At 64.5% G+C, this 22,700-nt stretch carries 25 protein-coding genes and 1 pseudogene; 16 read left to right on the forward strand and 10 right to left on the reverse strand.

Going from position 1 to position 22,700, the window contains the following annotated elements:
* Window positions 1-148: 148 nt before the first annotated feature.
* Window positions 149-664, reverse strand: a complete 516-nt coding sequence (locus SOM28_RS15425; RefSeq protein ID WP_123068320.1) for a Dps family protein — start codon at window positions 662-664, stop codon at window positions 149-151.
* A gap of 228 nt (window positions 665-892) precedes the next feature.
* Between SOM28_RS15425 and SOM28_RS15430 the strand changes: the two genes are divergently transcribed.
* Together SOM28_RS15430 and SOM28_RS15435 are read left to right on the forward strand one after the other, a co-directional pair.
* A complete protein-coding gene (locus SOM28_RS15430; RefSeq protein ID WP_320468644.1) occupies window positions 893-1,942 on the forward strand; it encodes an ankyrin repeat domain-containing protein in 1,050 nt (349 codons plus the stop codon).
* Window positions 1,939-3,069: an epoxide hydrolase family protein gene (locus SOM28_RS15435; RefSeq protein WP_320468645.1), complete on the forward strand. Its 1,131-nt coding sequence runs from the start codon at window positions 1,939-1,941 to the stop codon at window positions 3,067-3,069. The genes SOM28_RS15430 and SOM28_RS15435 overlap by 4 nt, the downstream gene beginning before the upstream one ends.
* 174 nt (window positions 3,070-3,243) lie before the next feature.
* On the opposite strand, the gene hslO is transcribed toward SOM28_RS15435, so the two are convergent.
* Window positions 3,244-4,212, reverse strand: coding sequence for an Hsp33 family molecular chaperone HslO (hslO, locus tag SOM28_RS15440; RefSeq protein ID WP_320468646.1), 969 nt, complete (start codon window positions 4,210-4,212; stop codon window positions 3,244-3,246).
* A 3-nt stretch (window positions 4,213-4,215) separates the two neighbouring features.
* Entirely contained in the window at window positions 4,216-4,740 is a 525-nt protein-coding gene (locus SOM28_RS15445; protein WP_147936876.1) for a gamma carbonic anhydrase family protein, read from the reverse strand.
* Window positions 4,741-4,881: 141 nt separating this feature from the next.
* Between SOM28_RS15445 and SOM28_RS15450 the strand changes: the two genes are divergently transcribed.
* The 4 genes from SOM28_RS15450 to SOM28_RS15465 all read left to right on the forward strand — a co-directional run bounded on the left by SOM28_RS15450 (window position 4,882) and on the right by SOM28_RS15465 (window position 7,757).
* Window positions 4,882-5,763: an alpha/beta fold hydrolase gene (locus SOM28_RS15450; protein ID WP_320468647.1), complete on the forward strand. Its 882-nt coding sequence runs from the start codon at window positions 4,882-4,884 to the stop codon at window positions 5,761-5,763.
* Window positions 5,764-6,107: 344 nt separating this feature from the next.
* Complete coding sequence (locus SOM28_RS15455) at window positions 6,108-6,365, forward strand: hypothetical protein (protein ID WP_320468648.1); 258 nt, start codon at window positions 6,108-6,110, stop codon at window positions 6,363-6,365.
* A 158-nt stretch (window positions 6,366-6,523) separates the two neighbouring features.
* Window positions 6,524-7,207: a hypothetical protein gene (locus tag SOM28_RS15460; RefSeq protein ID WP_320468649.1), complete on the forward strand. Its 684-nt coding sequence runs from the start codon at window positions 6,524-6,526 to the stop codon at window positions 7,205-7,207.
* Window positions 7,208-7,214: 7 nt separating this feature from the next.
* Complete coding sequence (locus tag SOM28_RS15465; protein WP_320468650.1) at window positions 7,215-7,757, forward strand: FlgO family outer membrane protein; 543 nt, start codon at window positions 7,215-7,217, stop codon at window positions 7,755-7,757.
* Here the strand turns inward: SOM28_RS15465 and SOM28_RS15470 are convergent.
* On the reverse strand, window positions 7,660-8,037 hold the full coding sequence (locus SOM28_RS15470; protein ID WP_320468651.1) for a hypothetical protein: 378 nt from the start codon (window positions 8,035-8,037) through the stop codon (window positions 7,660-7,662). The genes SOM28_RS15465 and SOM28_RS15470 overlap by 98 nt on opposite strands.
* Window positions 8,006-9,073: an NAD(P)H-dependent flavin oxidoreductase gene (locus SOM28_RS15475; protein WP_320468652.1), complete on the reverse strand. Its 1,068-nt coding sequence runs from the start codon at window positions 9,071-9,073 to the stop codon at window positions 8,006-8,008. Before SOM28_RS15475 ends, SOM28_RS15470 begins: the two co-directional genes overlap by 32 nt.
* 77 nt (window positions 9,074-9,150) lie before the next feature.
* Here SOM28_RS15475 and SOM28_RS15480 point away from each other — a divergent pair.
* Together SOM28_RS15480 and SOM28_RS15485 are read left to right on the forward strand one after the other, a co-directional pair.
* A pseudogene (locus SOM28_RS15480) lies at window positions 9,151-9,987 on the forward strand (LysR substrate-binding domain-containing protein); the annotation flags it as partial.
* Between the two features lie 87 nt (window positions 9,988-10,074).
* Entirely contained in the window at window positions 10,075-10,908 is an 834-nt protein-coding gene (locus SOM28_RS15485; protein WP_320468870.1) for a 3',5'-nucleoside bisphosphate phosphatase, read from the forward strand.
* A gap of 27 nt (window positions 10,909-10,935) precedes the next feature.
* Here SOM28_RS15485 and SOM28_RS15490 read toward each other — a convergent pair whose 3' ends face one another.
* Both SOM28_RS15490 and SOM28_RS15495 read right to left on the reverse strand, forming a co-directional pair.
* Window positions 10,936-12,867: a RiPP maturation radical SAM C-methyltransferase gene (locus SOM28_RS15490; protein WP_320468653.1), complete on the reverse strand. Its 1,932-nt coding sequence runs from the start codon at window positions 12,865-12,867 to the stop codon at window positions 10,936-10,938.
* Window positions 12,868-12,870: 3 nt separating this feature from the next.
* Window positions 12,871-13,329: a hypothetical protein gene (locus SOM28_RS15495; RefSeq protein WP_320468654.1), complete on the reverse strand. Its 459-nt coding sequence runs from the start codon at window positions 13,327-13,329 to the stop codon at window positions 12,871-12,873.
* 227 nt (window positions 13,330-13,556) lie between these two features.
* Here SOM28_RS15495 and SOM28_RS15500 point away from each other — a divergent pair, with 227 nt between their 5' ends.
* From SOM28_RS15500 to bamC, 8 genes are all read left to right on the forward strand, one after another.
* Window positions 13,557-13,988: a CopG family transcriptional regulator gene (locus tag SOM28_RS15500; protein ID WP_123069912.1), complete on the forward strand. Its 432-nt coding sequence runs from the start codon at window positions 13,557-13,559 to the stop codon at window positions 13,986-13,988.
* A gap of 1 nt (window position 13,989) precedes the next feature.
* Complete coding sequence (locus SOM28_RS15505; RefSeq protein ID WP_320468655.1) at window positions 13,990-15,102, forward strand: extracellular catalytic domain type 1 short-chain-length polyhydroxyalkanoate depolymerase; 1,113 nt, start codon at window positions 13,990-13,992, stop codon at window positions 15,100-15,102.
* 97 nt (window positions 15,103-15,199) lie between these two features.
* On the forward strand, window positions 15,200-16,075 hold the full coding sequence (gene htpX / locus SOM28_RS15510) for a protease HtpX (RefSeq protein ID WP_320468656.1): 876 nt from the start codon (window positions 15,200-15,202) through the stop codon (window positions 16,073-16,075).
* An 18-nt stretch (window positions 16,076-16,093) separates the two neighbouring features.
* Window positions 16,094-16,717 carry an L-threonylcarbamoyladenylate synthase gene (locus SOM28_RS15515; RefSeq protein WP_123069915.1) on the forward strand — a complete coding sequence of 208 codons (624 nt, stop codon included), beginning with the start codon at window positions 16,094-16,096 and terminating at the stop codon, window positions 16,715-16,717.
* Between the two features lie 71 nt (window positions 16,718-16,788).
* Window positions 16,789-17,442 carry a site-2 protease family protein gene (locus tag SOM28_RS15520; RefSeq protein WP_123069916.1) on the forward strand — a complete coding sequence of 218 codons (654 nt, stop codon included), beginning with the start codon at window positions 16,789-16,791 and terminating at the stop codon, window positions 17,440-17,442.
* Window positions 17,443-17,473: 31 nt separating this feature from the next.
* Window positions 17,474-18,043 (forward strand): class I SAM-dependent methyltransferase, encoded by a 570-nt coding sequence (locus SOM28_RS15525; protein WP_320468871.1) that lies wholly within the window; start codon window positions 17,474-17,476, stop codon window positions 18,041-18,043.
* A 53-nt stretch (window positions 18,044-18,096) separates the two neighbouring features.
* On the forward strand, window positions 18,097-18,975 hold the full coding sequence (dapA, locus tag SOM28_RS15530; protein WP_123069923.1) for a 4-hydroxy-tetrahydrodipicolinate synthase: 879 nt from the start codon (window positions 18,097-18,099) through the stop codon (window positions 18,973-18,975).
* A gap of 46 nt (window positions 18,976-19,021) precedes the next feature.
* Entirely contained in the window at window positions 19,022-20,227 is a 1,206-nt protein-coding gene (gene bamC, locus SOM28_RS15535; protein ID WP_123069918.1) for an NlpB/DapX family lipoprotein, read from the forward strand.
* A gap of 131 nt (window positions 20,228-20,358) precedes the next feature.
* Here the strand turns inward: bamC and SOM28_RS15540 are convergent, their stop codons facing one another.
* From SOM28_RS15540 to SOM28_RS15550, 3 genes are all read right to left on the reverse strand, one after another.
* Window positions 20,359-20,583 (reverse strand): hypothetical protein, encoded by a 225-nt coding sequence (locus SOM28_RS15540; protein WP_183407448.1) that lies wholly within the window; start codon window positions 20,581-20,583, stop codon window positions 20,359-20,361.
* Between the two features lie 437 nt (window positions 20,584-21,020).
* The gene (locus SOM28_RS15545; RefSeq protein WP_123069920.1) at window positions 21,021-21,500 is read right to left on the reverse strand and encodes a DUF7931 domain-containing protein; all 480 of its coding nucleotides are present in this window, start codon (window positions 21,498-21,500) and stop codon (window positions 21,021-21,023) included.
* A gap of 14 nt (window positions 21,501-21,514) precedes the next feature.
* Window positions 21,515-22,636 (reverse strand): cupin domain-containing protein, encoded by a 1,122-nt coding sequence (locus SOM28_RS15550; RefSeq protein ID WP_123069921.1) that lies wholly within the window; start codon window positions 22,634-22,636, stop codon window positions 21,515-21,517.
* Between the last annotated feature and the right edge of the window lie 64 nt (window positions 22,637-22,700).

Raw genomic sequence — 22,700 nt, forward strand, 5'->3', positions numbered from 1 at the left:
CGATCTCCCGCTTCGAGGGCAACTTCTTGTTTGTCATGTAAATCCTCCCGGGGCATATTGTCCCCTATTCGGAAGTCCATGAAACCCGGACCATCTCAACCTGACCCCAGCTGTTCATGCAGCCCATGCGGACCGCAACCTCACATCATCAGTTCTTCGAATCCGATGACGCTTCACCCTGGGTATGGCCCGCGCCTTGCTCCAGGAAGGCGCGCAGCATCCACGCATTCTTCTCGTGCACTTCCATACGATTTGCCAGCATGCCGGCGGTCGGCTGGTCGTCGGCGGCGTCGGCGATGCGGAAGGCCGCACGGGCGGTGCGCGCCACCGCTTCCTGGCCTGCGACCAGCTGGCGAATCATTTCTTGCGCGCCCGGCACGTTCGCTTCTTCCTTGATGGTCGACAGCTCGGCGTAGCGCTGGTAGGTGCCCGGTGCGAAATGGCCCAGGGCGCGGATGCGCTCGGCGATGTCGTCCAGTGCGTTCCACAGCTCGGTGTACTGTTCCTGGAACATCACGTGCAGGGTCTGGAACATCGGGCCGGTCACGTTCCAGTGAAAGTTGTGGGTCTTCAGGTACAGCATATAGCTGTCAGCCAGGACGCCCGAGAGCGAGTCGACGATTTTTGCGCGGTCTTCGGTGCTGATGCCAATATCGATATTCATGTGCTTCCTCCGTAAGTCAGTAATGGGTACGTGGTGCTGATGTCTGAAAATGCAACAGTGTCATAACAGCATGAGCTTACCATTTCGGGCAAAAACGCGATGGACGCCATCTGTGGCCGCATCTGTGGCCGCATCTGTGTCCTACCTAACGGCAGACCTGTCGATTCCTCCCTACTATCGGTAACTTATCAACTGTGGCTTTCGATAGCAATCATACGGGAGGATGGTATGCCCCTTCATGCCGCCATTCGCGCCGGAGACCTTCCCACCGCGAACGCACTGCTCCGCACCGGCGCTGACCCGGATCGCCGTGATCCCGAGGGCTTCACGCCCCTGATGATCGCGGCCGGCCTCGGACAGTCGTACATGGTGTCGATGCTGCTCGCCGCCGGCGCCGACGTGCTGGCGCTCGATCCTCGCATGGGGGCGAGCGCGCTCCACAAGGCGGCGCAGTCCGGCAATGCCGACGTCATCGGCTTCCTGCTCGATCGCGGCGCCTTCATCGACCAGCAGTCGCCCGTGCTCGGCAATACGGCGCTGATGGACGCGGTGCTCCACAAGCATGCCGGCGCCGTGGCGCGGCTGCTGGAGCGCGGCGCCAGGCCGAACATCCGCAACCACTGGGCGCAGACAGCGCTCGACATCGCACGCGGCGACGGCCTTGACGCCATCGCGCGCCTGATCGAGGCCAGGATCGACGCCGACGCCGGGCGCGTCGCCGCGCTGACCCTCGTCGCGGCGGTCAAGGCCGGCGACCGGGCCGAGGTCGAGCGGCTGATCGCGGCCGGCGCGAATCTCGACGAGCAGGTGCCGATGGTCGGCGGCCTCGATGACAACTACACGCCGCTGGGCATCGCCGCGCGCGAGGGCCATCTCGACATCGCGCACCTGCTGCTGGAGGCCGGCGCCGATCCGACCCGCATGATTGGCCTGATGGGCGGCACCGCCCTGCACGACGCCACCTATTTCGGCCATGCCGACATCGTCCGCCTGCTGGCCGAACCACGGCACGGCGTGCGGCCCTTGCCCGAGCTGAACGCGCAGGGCGCCTACAACGGCTTGTGCGCGCTCCACGACGCCGTGTGGCAACAGCAGGTCGATGCGGTCCGGGCCTTGTGCGACGCCGGCGCCCGCCACGATCTCAGGGGCCATACGGGCCTGACGCCGCGCGAGCTGGCGCTGCACTACGGTGATGACGCTATCGCCGACCTGCTGGCCGAGAGAGAGCGCAAGCGTGCGCAAACCCCAACCGACGATCAACGAGGAGACCAGCCGTGAGCAACGCCATCCGACCGCATCCCTTCGCCATTCCCGAGGCCGACCTCGACGACCTGCGCCAGCGCCTGGCGCGTACGCGCTGGCCCGACAAGGAAACCGTCGACGACTGGAGCCAGGGCGTGCCGCTGGCCAGGCTGCGGGCGCTGGCCGACTACTGGCGCGACCGGCATGACTGGCGCGCGACCGAGACGCGGCTGAACGCGCTCGAACCATCCTCGACGACCATCGATGGCCTCGACATCCACTTCCTCCACATCCGCTCGCCGGAACCCGATGCGCTGCCGCTGGTGATCACCCACGGCTGGTCCGGTTCAAGCGTGGAAAACGTGAAGGCCGCCAGGATGCTGGCGGATCCGCGCGCGCATGGGCACGACCCGGCTGACGCTTTCCACGTCGTCCTGCCGTCGATGCCGGGCTTCGGCCTGACGGGCAAGCCGCGCGAACCCGGCTGGACGCCGGAGCGCATCGCGCACGCCTGGGTCGAACTGATGCGCCGCCTCGGCTACGACGGGTTCGTGGCCCAGGGCGGCGACTGGGGATATTCGATCACGAATGAACTGGGCGGCATCGGGCTGCCGGCGGTCAAGGCCGTGCACTTCAATATGCTGCCGGTGGTCGAGGGAATGGAAGCGCGCGACGCGCAGGAGGAGGAAGGGCTGCGGCGCGTGCGCGACTTCAAGGAAAACCAGTCCGGCTACCAGCTGATGCAGATCCAGACCCCGCAGACGATCGCTTATGCGCTGACCGACTCGCCGGTAGGCCAGGCGGCGTGGCTGCTCGACCTGTACTGGCGCTGGATGGACCACGATGGCGATCCGACCGACGCGGTGAGCATGGACGACATCCTCGACACCGTCGACTGGTACTGGCTGACCGGCACCGCAGGGTCGTCGGCCCGCATCTACTGGGAGAGCATGCGCACCTTCAAGGAACGCGAGATCGCCGTGCCGGTGGCCTTCAGCCAGTTCCCGCGCGACCTGCACATGGCCAGCCGGCGCTGGGTGCAGGAGCGTTATCCGACGCTGATGTACTACAACGAGGTAGCGAAGGGCGGCCACTATCCCGCGATGGAGCAGCCGGAACTGTTCGCCGACGAGTTGCGCAAGAGTTTTCGCAGCGTGCGCTGATGCGCTGAATGAAGCGTTGCTTTGTCAGCCTGTAAATGTCGTCCCCGCGAAGGCGGGGACCCAAGCTCGCATGCACGCCGCCTGCTTCCAACGCAAGTGGCCACGTAAATGCCTTGGGTCCCCGCCTGCGCGGGGACGACGTGCTGGCGTCAGTAGAAGAACGACGTCGATAGCTTAATGCGTGCTACCGCTCGGCGGAATCAAGGTCTGGACCGGGCTGTCGCTGGCGAACAACTGCGCGCAGTCGACCTTGTCGAAGGCGTAGTGCTTGCCGCAGAAATCGCAGTTGATCCCCAGTTCGCCCAGCTCGGCCAGCGCCGATTCGACTTCTTCCTGGCCCAGCATCTTGAGCATATTGCCGACCTTCTCACGGTTGCAGCTGCAATGGAATTGCGGGTGCACCGGGTCGAACACGCGGATGGTCTCTTCCCAGAACAGGCGGTGCAGCAGCGTCGAGATATCGGTCGTCAGCAGCTCTTCGCGCTTGACGGTCTGGCCCAGCATGGCGGCGCGGTTCCAGGTTTCCAGGTCTTCGGCCTCGGAGGCCTGCTTGACCTGGTCGTCCTTGCCGCTGTGGCGCGGCAGCTTTTGCAGCAGCAGGCCGCGCGCGACCTTGTCGTCGGCCGCCAGCCACAGGCGCGTGTCCATCTGCTCCGAACGCAGCATGTAGTTCTCGATCACGGTCGCCATATCGTCGCCGTCGAGCGGCACCACGCCCTGGTAGGGCTGCTGGCCCGGGACCTTGTCGGCCGGGTCGAGCGTGATCACGAAACGGCCCTTGCCGTTGGCGTTGAACATGTCGCTCAGGGTGACGTCGTCCGCGATCTCGACGTCGGGCGCCAGTTTCGCCGTGGCGCGCATGCGCAGGTCGGCGTCGCATTCGACCACCAGCAGGCGCACCGGGCCGTCGCCGTGGATCTGCATCACGATCGAACCGTTGAACTTGAGGTTGGCCGACAGCAGGGCGCCAGCCGCGACCATCTCGCCCAGCACCGAACGCACCGCCTTCGGGTAAGCGTGACGGGCCTGGATCTCGCGCCAGGTGTCCGAAATCTCGACCAGCTCGCCGCGCACGGCCGCATTGTCGAAGATGAATTTTTGCAGGGTGTCCCTGTTGGTGGTGCCAGTATCCGTAGTCGTCATTCTTTATCCGATTTTCTTGAGCTGCGCCTTGAACAGCTGGCCGCGCGCAACATAGTTCGCGGCATTGCCTTCCAGGCGCAACAGGTCTTCTTGTGTCAGTGTCCGCACCACCTTCGCGGGCGAACCCAGGATCAGCGAGTGATCGGGAAATTCCTTGCCTTCCGTGACCAGGGCGCCGGCGCCGACCAGGCATCCCTTGCCGATCCGCGCGCCGTTGAGCACCACGGCCTGGATCCCGATCAGCGAACCGTCGCCCACCGTGCAGCCGTGCAGCATGGCTTGATGGCCGATCGTCACGTTCTTGCCGATGTCGAGCGGATAGCCCGGATCGGTGTGCATCACGGTGCCTTCCTGAACATTGCTGTTCTCGCCGATCGTGATGGGCTCGTTGTCGCCGCGCAGCGTGGTGCCGAACCATACCGACGCATTCGCGGCGAGCCTGACCCTGCCCACCAGGGTGGCCGTGTCGGCGACAAACGCCGACGGATCGATCTCGGGCGCATGCTCGCCCAGCTGGTAAATAGCCATGGATGTGCTCGCGTAGGTGGAAATGGCGCTATTTTACCGCCCCCGTCCTGTCCCGAAGTCCGGCAGATGGGGCCGCGATGCGCGAATTCAACCGCCGGCCCGTATAATCATCCGAACGACCGTACTAATTTCAGGAATAGCATGAAACCTTCCCGTTCCGAATTCCTTACCGTTCGCGGCCTGCGCATGCACGTGCGCCACTGGGGCTCGCCCGGCGCGCCCAGGCTGTTCATGCTGCACGGCTGGATGGACGTGTCGGCCTCGTTCCAGTTCATGGTCGATTGCCTGAAAGAAGACTGGCACGTGATCGCGCCCGACTGGCGCGGCTTCGGCCAGAGCGCACGTTCGGGTGCCGACACCTACTGGTTCCCGGACTACGTGGCCGATCTCGACGTCTTGCTCGACCATTACGCTCCGGGCGAGGCGGTGAACCTGCTCGGCCACAGCATGGGCGGCAATATCGCCGGCATCTACGCCGGCGTGCGGCCGCAGCGCATCGCGAAATTGATTAACCTGGAAGGCTTCGGCTTGCCGACCACGCACCCGAAACAGTATCCGGGCCGGGTGGCCAAGTGGCTCGACGAGTTGCGCGAGCCCCCCGAGATGCGCGGCTACGCCAGCCTGGACGAGGTGGCGGCGCGCCTGCGCAAGACCAATCCGCGCCTGGCGCCTGAGCGCGCCGCCTTCCTGGCCGTCCACTGGGCGGAACAGGACCGCGACGGGCTGTGGAAGATCCTGGGCGATCCGGCGCATAAAATGAGCTCGCCGCTGCTGTACCACGTCGACGAAATCATGGCCTGCTGGAGCGCGATCACGGCGCCGGTGCTGTGGGTCGAGGCCGAGGACACCGATATGTGGCGCTGGATGGGGGCCAAGGAACAGGCGCGCGCCGAGGTCGATCGGCGCATGGCTTATCTGAACAATGTGACGCCGCGCATGGTGCCGCAGGCCGGCCATATGCTGCATCATGATCAGCCGGAACTGCTGGCGACCATGGTCGAGGAATTCCTTGTTGCGGGTTGAGAACGTCCGATAAACCATCTTCACACTGATCGCCCATGAATATGCCCGGATCGGCCCATATGCGCAGGGCGCGCCGTCGGTGCCTGCTGGCGCTTCTTTTGTTGAGCGCTTCGACCGCATACGCCACGCCGCCTCCGCCACCGGAACCAAAGCAGGTGCGCGAGGCCAGCATGAAGGTCAGCGTTCACCTGCTCGAAACAAGGAATGGGCGTGTCAGCAAGCGGACCAGGCTCTGCGAGGTCAGCGGAAAAGTCCCAGTCTATGCCGATGACGGCAGTGCCGCTGGCGTATATGGCCGGCAGATTGCCGGTTGCCGTATGCGGTGGCAAGGCGGATATCTGCCGGTGGAGGTACGGGGAGCGGTGGCCGTCGTGCCCGGTCCCGTGACCTTCGCCACCGCAGTCGTCAGCGCGGTGCCGCCAGACGCCAGGCCACTGTGTCGCGACCTGTGCGGGCCGCAACCGCTGGCCGATTCCAGTGGAGAGGTCAGGGCAAGCGGCACGCCCGCGACACTGGCGTTCGGATTGACGCCGAACCCGGTGTCGATCCTGAATGCCAAACCACCGGTCTGGCTCGAGGCAGACGTCGTGGTCACCAACTGATTGTATCGACGGCGTGTCAGCCATGGCGCCGGGGGCGCCATTGTCGTTGTATCCACACCTCATCCTTAATAGATAAATTGCCCGAGGGAAACTGCTGTGATACAGTCGCCCCCGAGCGTGCGCCAGTCCGGTCGCACCATAGACCGACAGGATTCACGATGGCTTACCGAGGCGCCAGCGCGCTCGCCGCCGGCCTGCTGCTCGCAGGCTGCGCCATGCCCTACAGCCCGGCCCCCGTGGCCACCAATTTCGCCAGCACGCACCAGCCCAAGCTCCAGGCCGCGGCCCATTGGGGCGTGATCGCGCGCCATATGGCGACCGAGCTGGGCCCGACCCTGAAGACGGCGCCGAGCCGCTCCCTGTACGTGGAGCCGCTGCAACTGTCGATCTTCAGCACGGGCGTGAAGTCGCACCTGGTCACGGCCCTGGTCAACGATGGATTCGTGGTCGTCAAGAATCCCGTGCCGGGTGCGCTCAAGATCGAGCTCGACACGCAAGTGGTCGCCTTCTCGGCCGACCGTCCGCAGTACCGCTACGCCGGGCTGCCGACGGCGCTGGCCAGCGGCGCCTGGGTCCTGACCAGCATCCAGCACAGCCCCGAGTGGCTGCTGACGGCCGGCGTCTACGGCTTCGACGCGCATCGCTGGTTCACCGCCCAGTTCGCGCCGGGCGATACCCCGAGGACCGAAATGATCGTGACCGTCTCGGTTGCCGACGAGCAGCGCTATTACACGCGCAACACCTCGGTCTACTACACCAGCGACGAGGACCTGGCGCTGTACGACGCCGCCCAGGCAGCGCCGGTGCCGACATCGAAGACCTTCGCGGTCAAGGACCATTGAGCTGAACATGCGCACATTGAAACTATCGGCGGCCGCGCTGGGCCTGTCCTTGCTGCTGGGCGGCTGCGCGCTGGTCGAGCAACCCAACTACACCTCGGTGAGCGCGAACGATTTCGTCGCCGCCAACTACCGCGCGGCCGACGCCTTGCAGGCCCAGCTGGCCAGCAAGCTGACCGGCGACCAGCCACTGATCATGGCCACGCTCGTCAATATCGACGCCCTCGAACATAGCTCGATGCTGGGCCGTGTGGTGTCCGAGCAGATCGCCACCCGCCTGGCCCAGGGCGGCCTGCCGGTGCTGGAAATGAAGCTGCGCAACAGCGTCTACCTGAAGCGCAACCAGGGCGAGCTGATGCTCACCCGCGAGCTGGGCGAAGTGGCCGGCACGCACAACGCGCAGGCGGTGGTCGTGGGTTCGTATGCCGAGACGCGCGACACCATCTTCATCAACGTCAAGGTGATCCAGCCGACCACGAACCTGGTGCTGGCGGGACATGACTACGTGCTGGCGAAGCAGGGGACGATCCGTTCCATGCTGGTGCCGGACTGACCAGGGCAATCTGGCGCACGATTTCCGGCAGCTGATTGCGCACCCAGCGCAGCTCGGCGTCGTCCAGCGCTTCCGGCGCCTGCGCCAGCATCGCGAGCCGGTCCATCACGTCCGGGGCGATCCGGACGTCGTCCGCCGCGTCGATCGCCAGCACGAAGCGCTGCGCCAGCGCGCCGACCGGTCCTCCGTGCGCGCGGTAGCGCTGCAGCTCGCCCATCAGGTAAATGGCGAGAGCCGGCTGGCCCGCATCAGGCGGCGTCGCCGGCGGCATTGAGTTCACGCACTAGCGTCTCCACCAGTTCCGCCGCCGGCATGGCGCGCGCGAGCGGGGCCCCTTGCCCGGCCCAGTGCGCCGCATATTCATGGTTGCCTGTCTTCGCCGCCGCCGCGTGCAACTGCTTGGCCGCGTCATACGCCACCGGATAGGCGGCCGGAACGCCGGACGCGCCATGGCTTACCAGGCGATTGACGATGCCGCGCGCCGGCCGTCCCGAGATTGCCGCGGTCAGGGCGGTGGTAGCGGCGCGTTCGCTTTGTAGGTTGGTGCGGTAGGCGTCGTTGGCCGCCGATTCGGGCGTCAGGATGAAGGCGGTGCCGAGCTGCGCTCCCGCCGCGCCGAGGTCCAGCGCGGCCTTGATGCCGGCGCCGTCCATGATGCCGCCGGCGGCGATCACCGGCAGTCCCGTCCGTTTGACCAGCAGGCGCACCAGCACCGCCATGCTCAGCCGTTCGTCGGTCGCATCGAGGTCGAACATGCCGCGGTGGCCGCCGGCTTCGATGCCTTGCGCCACGATCGCGTCGATTCCCGCCCGTTCTATGGTCAGCGCTTCATCCAGGTTGGTGGCGGTGGCCATGGTGCGGATGCCGGCCGCGCGCAGCGCCGCCAGGCGTTCGCCCGACGGCAGGCCGAAGTGGAAGCTGACCACTTGCGGGCGCAGGTCGAGCAGCATCCTGAACGACTCTTCGTCATCGTTGAAGCTGCGGTAGATTTCATCGAGCGAGGAGGGCAGCGCCGCGCCGGCGTCCGCGAACAGCGGCGCCAGGTGAGCCAGCCAGGCCGACTCGCGCGCGGCATCGCGCTGGGCCGGCGCGTGGCAGAACACGTTCACATTGATCGCTTTCCCCGTCAGCGCCCGCGTTTCCTCGATCGTCGCGCGCGCCTGCGCCGCCGTGCTCGCGCCGATCCCCAGCGAACCCAGCGCACCGGCATTGGATACCGCCGCCGCCAGTTGCGGCGTGCCTACGCCAGCCATCGGCGCCTGGATGATCGGATGCGTGACGGACAGCTGGGAAAAGAATGGATGGGACGGTTGCATGGCGGCTCCTTTCGTTTGACTGTTATTCTCAATTCGAGAATGAAGTGATGGTATCATTCTGTTTTGAGAAAAGATATATGGAAACTGAATCTTTGCGCATTTTTTGCGCCGTGGCGGCGGAGCTGAGCATCACGCAGGCTGCGGCGCGGCTGGGGCGGGCGCCGTCGAATGTGACGACCCGGATCCAGCAACTCGAGGCGGACCTTGGGGCCGGACTGTTCGTGCGGAGGGCCAAGCGCATCGCGCTGTCGACGGCGGGCGAGGAGTTCCTCGTCTATGCCGAACGCCTGCTGGCGCTGGAAGACGAGGCGCGGCAAGTCGTATCGAACGGCGCCTCGGGCGGCGTGCTGCGGATCGGCAGCATGGAGAGTACGGCGGCCAGCCGCTTGCCGGGCGTGCTGGCCGCCTTCCACGTCGACCATCCGGCCACGCGGCTGGTCTTGCGCACCGGCCCGTCGCGCCAGCTCGTCGAACAGGTGAGGACGGGTGCGCTCGACTGCGCCTTCGCCGCCTTGCCGGACGATAGTGCGGAGCTCATCGAGATGGGGCTGCAATCGATGCCAGTCTGGGTCGAAGAGCTGCTGTTGTTGCTGCCGCCCGGCGAATCGGACGTCGAGGACGCGCGGCAGGTGAGGGCGCGCTCGCTGGCTGCCTTCCCGCAGGGCTGCACTTACCGCAGCCTGGCGGAAGACCGGCTGGGCATCGCCGGCGACCCGGCCTGGCGGGTGCAGGAGATGAACTCCTATCACGCGATGATCGCCTGCGTGGCCGCCGGCGCCTGCTTGACGGTGCTGCCGGCCAGCGTGCTGGCGCTGGGCGGTGCGCCGGCTTCGTTGAAGATCCTGCCATTGGGCCGTCTCGATACCTGCCTGGTGTGGCGGGATGGCTTCGCGACGCCGGCATTCCGTGCGTTTGCCGAGCGGCTGGGGTGGGGCTCGAACCGCGATAGCGGGCAGCCAAATGCGCGTACAATGTGTCGTTCCAGATACCACATTCGCCCCATGCTGAAAGTCGACCTGCACTGCCATTCCACCGTCTCCGACGGCGTACTCGCTCCTTCCGATGTGGCGGCTTACGCGCGCAAGGGCGGGGTTGACGTGTGGGCGCTTACTGACCACGACGAGGTCGGCGGCATCAAGGCCGCGCGCAAGGCGGCGGACGAACTGGGCATGCGCTTCGTGGCCGGGGTCGAGATCTCGGTCACCTGGGCCAACGAGACCGTGCACGTGGTCGGCCTGCAGGTCGACGAAGACAATCCGGCCCTGATCGCCGGCCTGGCCGCGACCCGCAACGGCCGCGAGCAGCGCGCGCGCGAGATGGCGGCCCAGCTGGAGCAGGCCGGCATTCCCGGCGCCTATGAGGGCGCATTGCGCTACGTCGCCAATCCCGACCTGATGTCGCGCACCCATTTCGCGCGCTTCCTGTGCGAGATCGGCGTGTGCGACACCACCTCCGAAGTATTCCGCCGCTTCCTCACCGAAGGCCGGCCCGGCTATGTGCCGCACCGCTGGGCCACGCTGGCCGAGGCGATGGGCTGGATCCGCGGCGCGGGCGGGATTCCCGTGATTGCGCATCCGGGCCGCTATCGTTTCAGCGACACGGCGCAAGGCGTCCTGTTCGACGAGTTCCGCCAGCTGGGCGGCAATACCATCGAGGTCGTCACCGGCAGCCACACGCCGGACCAGTACGGGATCTATGCCGAGCTGGCGCGGCGCTATGGCTTCCTGGCCTCGCGCGGCACCGATTTTCATGCGCCCGGGGAGGCGCGGGTCGAGTTCGCCGAATTGCCGCCGCTGCCATCCGGCGTGACGCCGGTGTGGCACGACTGGTTCTGAAGCAGCTGCTGTTTTAATCCTGGGCGGCTAGCAGTAGTTCGCCGTCCAGCTTTGCGTCCAGTTGCTCGCACTATGGTGCTGCCATACGTCTTCTGGCACGGCCAGGAACAAGTGGTGCTCTCCTTCACGCCAGAGCAGGCGATATTCGTCGGCCAGCAATTTGGCGGCTGGTGCGATTGCCTCGGGGGCGAATTCCGGTAACGCCAGTGCAAGCGCTTCCGAGGTGTGGATTGCGTCTTCGCACGCCAGCAGCAGGCGCCGTTCGAGGCCGTCGAAGCCTTGCATCGTTTCGGCCCCGAAGCGGCTGTCGTGGACGGTCAGCGTTGCTCCGTCATCGCTGTAGTACAGGTAGACAGCCCGTTGCCGATGCTGGGCCTTCCAGTGTTCGACCTGCTCCACCAGCATGCGGTAAAAAATGCAGAGTTCGTTCGGATAGTCAAAGCCTCGGGCGAAATAATAGGCGTAGTCATCCAGCCGAAAGTCATGCGCTTGCTGGAATGCGCGGGAGAACATGACGTCATAGCAGCGATGATGGCGCGGCTTGGGGGACAATCCGAAGCGTGTCGGATCTGCCTGCAAGGGGGCAAAGCGCGTGACGATCGTTTCGGTGCGGCTGACCGGCGGTGTCAGGTGGTATAGCTTGGGCAGCTGTTGCACCATTGCGCGATACCACGCGACCTGTTCGCCCGGCAAGCCATACAGGATGTTGTAATTGATCTGGATGCCGTGCCGGTAGCCGGACTTGAGGGTCAGGACGTTGTGGATGCCGCGTACGCCCTTGTCCATCAGCTTGAGCACCTCGGACGAGAACGATTCGATGCCGGGTTGGAGTTCGACGAAGCCTGCTGCCGCGAAACGGCCCAGGCGCTCGTCGCTCTGGTTGGCCTTGATTTCGCCCATCAGGCGCAGCCGTGGGGAAGTCTGTGCCAGCTGGTCGAGCATGTCGTGGTAGTACTGGCGTGGAAGGATATAGTCCGAGAAGCGATAGATGCGATCGCCATGGCGTTGGCGCATGGCGTCCAGCATGGACAGCACCTGCCCCGACGATTTGGCGCGATAACGCAGGGTGTCTTCGTCGATGCCGCAGAAAACGCAGTGTTTGTGCTGGCCCCACCAGCAACCGCGTGACGCCTCCACCGGCAACACCTTGCTGTGGACGGTAATGCCTTCGTCGGACTGAAGGGCATCGAGGTCGGCGAACCAGTCGGTGTAGTCGGGTGGCGGGTTCCGGTCAAGCTCAGCCGCCAGCCCCTTGGGAACGGGCGTTTGCATGGCTCCCGGCCTCGGGCGAACCTGAACGCCGGGAATCCGGGCAAACTCGTCCTTTCCCACCGATGCCCAGGCCAGGCGCGCGATTTGCGGTTCGCCGTCCCCGCGCGCCACGGCATCGATCCATAGGAAGCTGCGCAGTACGTTATCGCCAGGTAACCCTTCGAGCGCATAGCCACCCAGGATCACGGGCAGGTCGGGGCGCCGCATCTTGAGCAAACGTGCCAGGGCAACGGACGCGAGGGTCTGGTCGAACATGCAGGTGAATCCCACCAGCGTGGGTTGCAAGGCCAGGATGTCGTCGGCGCATTCGGCCAGGTAGCGCGGCATGACGTCGTCGCGCAGGTGGAGGCAGAGATGCAGCAGCGCTTCCGTCGAGCGGTAGCGGTCTTGCTGGACCGTCGCCGCATGCACTGCGCAGCGCTCGGCAAGACATGCGGCTTGCTCGTCGTCCAGTTCGCCGTCGAGTAGTCCTGTGAACAGGAATTCATTGATGCCCCAGAACGTGGCCAGCATGGAACACGATTGCGCACTGACATAGCGTAGCAAGCGCAGATTCAAGTGGCGGACCCGGCAAGCGATACCCGCTCGGTCCAGTTCGGCTTTCAATGTCGCCAGACCCAGCGAGGGCTCGGCGTAGGTTGCCCACGGCAGGCTGGCCAGCACGACGTTCGGCGCCGACGTCTCCATGCGCTACAGTCTCACGAAGCCGCGCTGGTCGATGACGAGTTCTTCCAGCGGATCGATGCCCTTGACGATCACGACGGTCACGGCCACGGCGACGGCCACCACGGCGATATTCATTACCGTGCTTCCAGGGGGAAGTAGTTCGTTGACCGTGACGAGCCGCTTGATGGCGTCCTCGGAAAGCGGCAATTTCAGTTTCTCCGCCACTTCCTGTGGCGCTTCCAGCAGGCGATCGATGTAGCGGCCGTCCTGCACCACCTTGTTGTAGAAGTCGAGCGCCTCCTGGGCCGTGCCGCGCGAGATCTCGAGGCGGTTGCCAATCAACTGGTCCGTATTGATATAGGCCGCTTCGAGCGCGGTCGTGGAACTGATGTATTTGTTCAGTGCCGGCCAGCGCCGCGAGAGTTCTTCACGGGCAAAAAGCTGCTGCTTGAAGGCAATGCGATCAGTCGACTTGCAGTCCATGATGAGCCCCCGGAATAACGTGGTTAGGAGAGCCTAATGGAGCGTTCAAGGCACTTCAATACACACGTGCGCGCAGACGGTGCGAGCTTGATATCTCTCACTGCGCCAGTCGGCTCCCGGAACTTTTGCTAAATGGACCGTAGGATCCAATCCCGCTGGAAAAGCTTGTGTGTTACCGCTTATCGGCATAATATACTCCAATTGGAGTATGAGAGGAGTATGAGAAGATGGTAAAGCGCGCATTGTCCCAAGCAAGGCTGCCTGATAGCGACAAGGTCACCGTCAACGTCGGCCTGGTCGACCTGGCCCAGGTGGATCTGCTGGTCGACGAAGGTTTTTATTCCAATCGTACCGACCTCGTCCGCGCGGCAATTCGCAACCTGTTGCAGCAGCATGCCGACGTGATCCGCCAGGCCGTCGTGCGCAAGCGCTACGTCATGGGCCTGCACCGTTATTCGCTGCGCGAACTTGAGCAGGTAGTGGCTCAGGGGGAACAGCTTGAAATTAATGTGCTCGGTCTGGCCGTGATCGAAGACGACGTGCCGGTAGAGCTCGCCGTGCAGGCGATCGCCTCGATCCATGTGCTTGGCGCCTTCGTTGCCGCCCCTGCAGTCCGGCAGGCGCTGGCAGACCGCATTTACACCCGTTATGGGAATTGATATGAAAAACCTCGATCGTTTTATCGGCCAGATGCTGGAATCGGCGCGCATGGTGCGCGGCAAGGACATGTCTGGCGCGACCGCCGTAATCCAGCAGGCACTGGCGCAGGCCGGCCTGGCCACCCCGGAATCGCATCCCTCAGCCAGCGCGTTTGCGCGCCAGCCGGAATTCGTCGACCTGAACCCGGCGCCCGACTGGAGCCGGAGTGCGGGCAAGCGCTTCGTCCCGCCCCGGCCCGCGGCCTGCCCATCGGCGTCCGCGAAGGCAGCGCCCGGCCGCTTCATCGCCGGCAGCCACGTCTGCGAAGCGGGCAGTCGCCGCTACAAGCTGTACATTCCCGCGAAACCGGCCGAGGGCCGCCGTCCGCTGGTCGTCATGCTGCACGGCTGCACCCAGAACCCGGACGATTTCGCGGTCGGCACCGGCATGAACGCGCTGGCCGAAGAACTTGGCGTCCTGGTGCTGTATCCCGAGCAGGACGGCCGCGCCAACCATTCACATTGCTGGAACTGGTTCGAGCCGGGCCACCAGGCGCGTGACGCGGGCGAGCCGGGCATCCTGGCCGCGATGACGCGCGAGGTCGTGCGGGAGTACGATGCCGAGCCCTCGCAGGTGTTCGTGGCCGGCATGTCGGCCGGCGGCGCGATGGCGGCGGTGCTCGGCGCCGAGTATCCGGAACTGTTCGCCGCGATCGGTGTCCATTCCGGTTTGCCGGCGGGCAGCGCGCGCGACATGATCACGGGTCTTCAAGCGATGAAAAAGCCGGGACGCGGGCGCAGCCTGCGCGAGGCGGTGCCGGTGATCGTCTTCCATGGCGATGCCGACCATGTGGTCAATCAGGGCAACGGCGAAGCGGTGCTGAAGCAATTTGTCGGCGCCCACGCCGGCCTGCGCGCCACGCCGCTGCATGCGAGCGATACCGAATCCACCCAGGGCGGGCGCCGCGCCACCCACCGCACCTGGCGCGACCAAGAGGGCCGGGCGATGGCGGAACACTGGATTGTGCACGGCGCCGGGCACACCTGGGCGGGCGGTGATGCGGCCGGTTCGCATACCGATGCGCTCGGCCCCAACGCCTCGCGCGAGATGCTGCGCTTTTTCCTGCAGAGGTAAGGCGTCAAGGCCCGGTTCGATAATGGCTGGGCCTTGAATTTCGCGCGGTCCAGCCCAATCTTGGCATCTTGCCATCAACTTACCGGAGATGTCTGCCATGAAGCGTGTCGTTCTGTTCCTTGCCACCAACCTTGCCGTCGTGCTGGTACTGACGCTGGTGATGAATCTGTTCGGCCTGGGCCGGGGTGTCTCGGCACAGGGCATCAATGTCGGCGAACTGGCCGTGTTGTCCGTGGTAATCGGTTTTACCGGCGCCATCATCTCGCTCCTGATGAGCAAGCCGATGGCCAAGTGGTCGACCGGCGCGCGCGTGATCGAGCAGCCGGCCAACTCCACCGAGCAATGGCTGGTGCAAACGGTGCGCCGCCTGTCCGAGCGCGCCGGCATCGGCATGCCTGAAGTCGCCGTGTATGACGGCGAGCCGAACGCCTTCGCCACCGGCGCGTTTAAAAATTCCGCTCTGGTCGCCGTCTCGACCGGCCTGCTGCAGAGCATGAACCAGGACGAGGTCGAAGCCGTCCTCGGCCACGAGGTGGCGCACATCGCCAATGGCGACATGGTCACCCTGACCCTGATCCAGGGCGTGGTGAATACCTTCGTCGTGTTCCTGGCGCGTGTGGTCGGTTTCTTCGTCGACAAGGTATTGTTCCGTAAGGAGGGCGAGGGCCCCGGCATCGGCTACTTCGCCAGCGTGATTGTGCTCGAAATTTTGTTCGGCCTGCTGGCCTCGATCATCGTTGCCTGGTTCTCGCGCCAGCGCGAATTCCGCGCCGACGCCGGCGCCGGCAAACTGATGGGCAGCCCGGTGCCGATGCAGCATGCGCTGGCCCGCCTGGGCGGTTTGGCGCCGGGCGCGCTGCCCAAGACGATGTCCGCATCGGGCATTTCCGGCAGCGGCGGCGGCTGGGGCGCGCTGTTCTCCACCCACCCGCCGATGGAACAGCGCATCGCCGCGCTCCAGCAACTGCGTTAATCAATCAAGGACGTTTAGATGGGCCAATATTTCCAGATCCACCCCGAGAACCCCCAGGCCCGCCTGATCAAGCAGGCGGCGCAGATCGTCAGCAGCGGCGGCATCGTCGCCTTGCCGACCGATTCCGCGTATGCGCTGGTCTGCCGCCTGGATGACAAGGCGGCGGTCGACAAGCTGCGCCGGATTCGCGGCATCGACGACAAGCACCACCTGACCCTGCTCGTCCGCGACCTGTCCGAGGTCGCGCAATATGCTCGCGTCGATAACACACAATATCGTCTGCTCAAGGCCACGATGCCGGGCCCGTATACGGTGATCCTGGAGGCGACGCGCGAACTGCCGCGCCGCCTGTCGCACCCGTCGCGCAAGACCATCGGCCTGCGTGTGCCCGAGAACCGCATCACGCTGGCGCTGCTCGAAGAACTGGGCGAGCCGCTGATCGGCACCACCCTGCAACTGCCGGGCGACGACCATATGCTGTCCGACCCGGAAGAAGTGCGCGAGCGCCTGGAAAAGCAAATCGAGCTGATCATCGACGGCGGCGCCGGCTTGCTGGAGCCGACCACCATCATCGACCTGACCGGCCCCGAACCAGAGCTGGTGCGCGAGGGCAGGGGCGATCCGGCGGCCTTCGGTCTGTGATACTGGGTCAATAAGCGGCTTAAGAATTCCACAGGACAAGTGCGTACCGGCCTCTGATAGAATCCCCCCTTATGGATGAAACGATACGCAACATCGCCGTCTACGCGCTGCCCGTTCTTTTTGCGATTACCCTGCACGAAGCCGCCCACGCCTACGCCGCCAAATTTTTCGGTGACAACACCGCCTATTCCCAGGGCCGCATGAGCCTGAACCCGCTGGTGCACGTCGACATCTGGGGCACCATCGTGATTCCGATCATGATGTATCTGTTTACGCCCTTCGTGTTCGGCTACGCCAAGCCGGTGCCGGTCGACTTCGGCCGCCTGCGCAATCCGAAGCGCGACATGGCCTGGGTCGCGCTGGCCGGTCCCATTGCCAACCTGATCATGGCCGCGCTGTGGCTGCTGTTCGCGGCGTTGCTGGTATTCTTTGGCGTCAGCGAGACCTTCCCGCGCCGCATGGCCGAGGCCGGCATCCTGACGAACCTGTTGATCATGGCCTTCAACCTGCTGCCGATCCCGCCGCTGGACGGCGGCCGGGTCTTGACCAGCATGCTGCCCAACAGCCTGGCCTGGAAATTCGCCCGCATCGAGCCCTACGGCTTCTTCATCGTGCTGGGCCTGGTGTTCCTGCAACTGGTGGGCTACTGGGTGGTGCCGGTGATGCAGCTGGGCCGCTGGATCGTGGACCTGATGGTCCTGCCGTTCACTTTCGTGCTGTTCTGACGCCATGCCAGTCGACGCGCCGCGTGTGAACATGCAGACGCTGCCGCCGTCGCCATGGGTGGAACGCTTCGTTTCCCTGGCGCCGCCGGGCGAGGCGCTCGACTTGGCTTGCGGCAATGGCCGCCACACGCGCCTGCTGGCGGCGCGCGGCCTGCAGGTGCTGGCGCTGGACCTCAAGCCCGAGGCGCTGGCCGCCAGCGCAGGCGAGAACGTCACGACGATGGCCTATGACCTCGAGGCCGAGGGTTCGCCCTGGCCCTTCGAGGCGGGGCGTTTTTCGGCGATCGTGGTCACCAATTACCTGCACCGGCCCCTGTTCGCCGCATTGGCGGCCAGCCTGCGGCCAGACGGCATCCTGATCTACGAAACTTTCGCGCAGGGGAACCAGATCTACGGCAAACCATCCAATCCTGCCTTCATGCTGGCGCCTGGCGAACTGCTGGGGCTGGCGCAGGACGGTGGCTTGCAGGTGCTGGCCTACGAGGACGGCCATGTGGAGCGGCCGCATCCGGCCCAGGTGCAGCGCCTGTGCGCGGCCGGTCCGGCATTTGCCAAAACCGAGGCCCGGCTCGACCATATTGTGGTCAGGAATGAACCATAGCGGCGGGCTATCCGCTACAATCAGATTTTTTAATGAATGGCACGGCCAAGATTATGATTAAGGGCAGTATCGTAGCACTCGTCACTCCGATGTTCGAAGACGGCAGCCTTGACCGCGATTCCTTGCGCAAGCTGATCGACTGGCACGTCGCAGAAGGCACCGACGCGATCGTCATCGTGGGCACGACGGGCGAATCCGCCACCGTGTCGCCGGAAGAGCATTGCGAACTCGTCAAGCTGGCCGTCGATCACGTCGCCGGCCGCATCCCGGTCATCGCCGGCACCGGCGGCAACTCGACCGCGGAAGCGATCGCGCTGACCCGTCACGCCAAGGAATGCGGCGCCGATGCATCGCTGCAGGTCGTTCCTTATTACAACCGTCCGACGCAAGAGGGCATGTACCGCCATTTCCGCACCATCGCGGAAAGCGTGGACCTGCCGATCATCCTGTACAACGTGCCGGGTCGTACCGTGGCCGACATGGCCAACGAGACCGTCGCGCGCCTGGCGCCGATCGAGAATATCGTGGGCATCAAGGACGCCACTGGCAATATCGGCCGCGGTATCGAGCTGCTCAAGATGGTGGACAAATCGTTCGCCGTCTATTCGGGCGACGATCCGAGCGCGATGACCCTGATGTTCTGCGGCGGCGCAGGCAATATTTCGGTGACGGCCAACGTCGCCCCGCGCGCGATGCACGAGCTGTGCGTGGCCGCGATGGCAGGCGACGTCGCGCGTGCGGTCGAGATCAACAACCGCGTGCTCGGCCTGCATGGCAAGCTGTTCGTCGAACCGAACCCGGTGCCGGTCAAGTGGGCGCTGGCCGAAATGGGCAAGATGCCCGCCGGCCTGCGCCTGCCGCTCGCGCCGCTGTCCGCCCAGTACCACGAGACCGTGCGTGCCGCCCTGGTGGAAGCCGGCGTTCATTCCTAATCCCGGACCCGCAAGGGTTCGGGTTCCTGACCTGATATCGAACGACATGACTAAAAGCAAGTACTCGGCATTCAACTCCGCGCGTTCCAATTTCTCGCCCCTGGTTTCCGCTCCTGCTGCCGCACGCGTGCTGACGCTGACCGCGCTCGCTTTCAGCCTGGCGGCCTGCACCACCATCTTTGAAGGCGACAAGGTCGATTACAAGGGCGCCAAGAAAGCCGCGCCGCTGGACGTGCCGCCCGATCTGACCAAGCTGCAGCGCGACAACCGCTACGCCATCCCTGACGGCCGTGGCGTCGCCACCGCGTCGGGCCAGGCGGCGGCCGCTGCCGCCGGCACGGGCGGCGGCTTCGTCCCTGGCGTCGCGGCAAGCAGCCAGCAGATCGGACCGATCTCGAGCGACGCGATCAGCGTGCAGCGCAACGGCGACCAGCGCTGGCTGGTGGTCAAGCAGACCCCGGAACAGCTGTGGCCGCAGCTGCGCCAGTTCTGGGAAGAGCAGGGCTTCGCGGTCGAGACCGAGTCGGCCACCACCGGCACCATGGAAACCGCCTGGGTCGAGAACCGTTCGAAGATCCCGCAAGACTTCATCCGCAACGCCATCGGCCGCGTGTTCGACCGCGCCTACTCGACCGGCGAGCGCGACAAGTTCCGCACCCGCCTCGAGCGCCTGCCGGACGGCTCGACCGAGATCTGGGTCAGCCACCGCGGCGCCGAGGAAGTCCTGACCGGCCCGCAGAGCGAAACCACCACCTGGACCTCGCGTCCCAACGATCCGGGCCTGGAATCGCAATTCCTGGGCCGCATGGTCGCGATGCTGACCGGCACCAAGGAAGTGGCAACGGCCGAAGCGACGGTCGCCAATGCACCGGTGGCGCCGCAGCACGCCAAGCTGGTGGGCGACACGGTCGAGGTCGACGAAGGCTTCGACCGCGCCTGGCGCCGTGTCGGCCTGGCGTTGGACCGCGTCGGCTTCACCGTCGAAGACCGCGACCGCGTGCAGGGCGTCTACTTCGTGCGTTACGTCGATCCGGACGCGGCTGAGCAGAAGGAAGGCTTCTTCAAGCGCCTGTTCTCGTGGGGCGGCAAGTCGGAAGACGAGCTCAAGGAAGCCCAGCGCTACCGCGTGCTGGTCAAGACCGAGCAGGGCGCCAACGTCAGCAAGGTCACGGTGCAGAACAACGAAGGCCAGGCAGATACCTCGCCGACCGCGGGCAAGATCCTGAACCTGCTGCATACCGAGCTGAAGTAATCCTGGAGCCGGCCACCGGCTTCAACACGTCGTCCCCGCGCAGGCGGGGACCTAAGTTTGCCAGCGTTTCGATAGCGCTGGCAGTACTTGGGTCCCCGCCTTCGCGGGGACGACTTTTTTTGTGCCAACGATTAGGTCAAGCCAATCGCCTGGTCACGAGAACAAAAGTACAGACGTAAAAAAACCGGCCCGCAGGCCGGTCTTTCTTGCCGAAGTAACGAATTACTTGGTGGTAGCAGCAGCGTCAGCAGCTTGCTCAGCCGAACCTTGAGCAGCAGCAGCTGCGTCGGTTGCGGTGGTAGCAGCAGCAGCAGCGTCAGCGGCAGCAGCGTCAGCAGCAGCTGGTGCGGTTGCATCAGCAGCTGGGGTAGCGGTTGCGTCAGCTGGTGCGACAGCTGCTGGGGTTTCGGTAGCAGCTGGTGCGACTGGAGCTTCTTCTTTCTTAGCGCAAGCAGCCAGGGTAACAGCGAACAGGGAGGCGATCAGCAGGGTTTTTTTCATGATTTTTCCTTAGTATTTACAAGAGTCGAACACTTGTTGCGATTAATAATTACCGGTAATTATTTCTCGGTGGAATTCTCGTGCTTTCACAAATAGCGTTAACGCCATAGACGCAACGGAACCTTCCTGATTGATATTATAGACAATTTTACAGTTTCGCAATAGCGAACACATGCCGTAACGAAAGAAATTTGCGGATGAATAAGCTTCATATTGTTACAAGATGCAACGTGGCTAAGAAACATCACGCTATGTAACTATCTGGCGCTTTTCAGGCAATTATTGCGCCCGCTCATAAACCCGTCCTGGACATTTGCAACGCGAGATATGACTCTTGCCAGATTGCTTCGAAGCGGTGCTGCGACAGTTCGCAGGCGGCCGGATCGTCGAAGCTCGCCTCACCGCGCATGTGGTCGCTGTGGAAGCGGCGCACGATGTACCGGTCGTCGCCGATACAGAAGGAATCGGTGAGCTGGCGCAGGCTGCGCGGGGTTTGCCGGCATTCGCACAGGTGACCGTAGTCGCGCAGCAGGCGCAGGAAGCGCGGATAGTGGCGCTCGACGTGGGACGGATCGTGCAGCGCCAGGCGCAGCCGGCCGCCACGGGCAAGAAAGGCTCGCAGCGCGGTGTCGATGCTGGTGCTGCCGAGTGGAAAGACCGCGACATCCGGATCGAAGACGGCCAGGGTGCTTTGCGCCGCTTCGATGCAGGCGTGAAAGTGCGCCTCGCAGTCGAGGCGGGTGTCGAAGGCAATCGTGCGTGGTTCGCTCATCGACACCCCGTCCCTCAGCCCAGCTCGACCCAGCCGTCCTGGTACCAAGTGTACAGGGCTTCGAGCACGTCGTCGGTGGCTTTGTCGAGCACGGCGCCAGCGATGCGGCGCTCGTTGGCCAGCACGTCCAGCACCTCCTTGTCGGCGCGGCCGACGGCGAACGATTCGCCGTTGATGAAGACGTGCTTGCCGCGGTACAGCATCAGGGTCTTGCTCGACAGCTTGATGCCGCGCTTGGCCGCGGTTTCCATGAAGCGGCCCACGGTCAATGGTTTCGCCGGACCGGTGAAGAACACATTGTGCTTCGGCTCGGACATATGCTCGCCCAGGAACACGGTCACGTCTTCCTCGTCCCAACGCACCTTGTTCAATTCTTCGGTGACGGTGTCGAGCATATCGCGCGGAATCTCGGCCGGGTTCTTGGCCGGCTTTAATTCCGGATCCCCATAACGACCAGGCAAATCGATGGAGTCGGCCATGAATTGCAGGAAGGCCTCTCCCAATTCCTGGAACGAAGGGGAGCGGAAGCCGATCGAATAGGTCATGCATTCGCCTTCGGCAATGCCGTCGTGGGCATAATGCGGCGGCAGGTACAGCATATCGCCCGGTTCGAGCACGAATTCTTCTTCGGGCTTGAAATTGGCCAGGATCTTGAGCGGCAAGCCTTCGACCAGGGTCAGGTCTTGCTGCGAACCGATCTTCCAGCGCCGCTTGCCGTGGGCCTGCAGCAGGAACACGTCATAGGAATCGTAGTGGGGACCGACGCCGGCGCCATCGGTGGCGAAGCTGATCATCAAGTCGTCCAGGCGGGCATCGGGCACGAAGCGGAACTGGCGCAGCAGCTCGTCGGCGCGCTCGTCGTACAGGTTCACGCCCTGGACCAGCATCGTCCAGTTGGGCTCGGTGCGGGCCGGGAGTTCGGCCAGGGGACCGTGCTGCATGTCCCAGTTGCCGTCCTTCTGGGTGACCAGGCGCGCTTCGACGTGATTCTGGCGCGCCATTTCGGCCAGTTTCTCGAATTTGAGCAGGGGTTTGAAGCCGGGGATCGCGCCACGGATCAGGAGCGGTTTCTTGTGCCAATAATCGCGCAGAAACTCGGCGGGAGTGATATTCCCGAGAAGCGGTAATTTTTTCATGCGTCATTATAACCAGCCGGACAAGTGACGGAACCCATCGGGGGTATAATCCGAGCCTTACTAC

Source organism: Massilia sp. CFBP9026, assembly GCF_034045165.1.
Lineage (GTDB): Bacteria > Pseudomonadota > Gammaproteobacteria > Burkholderiales > Burkholderiaceae_D > Telluria > Telluria arenae.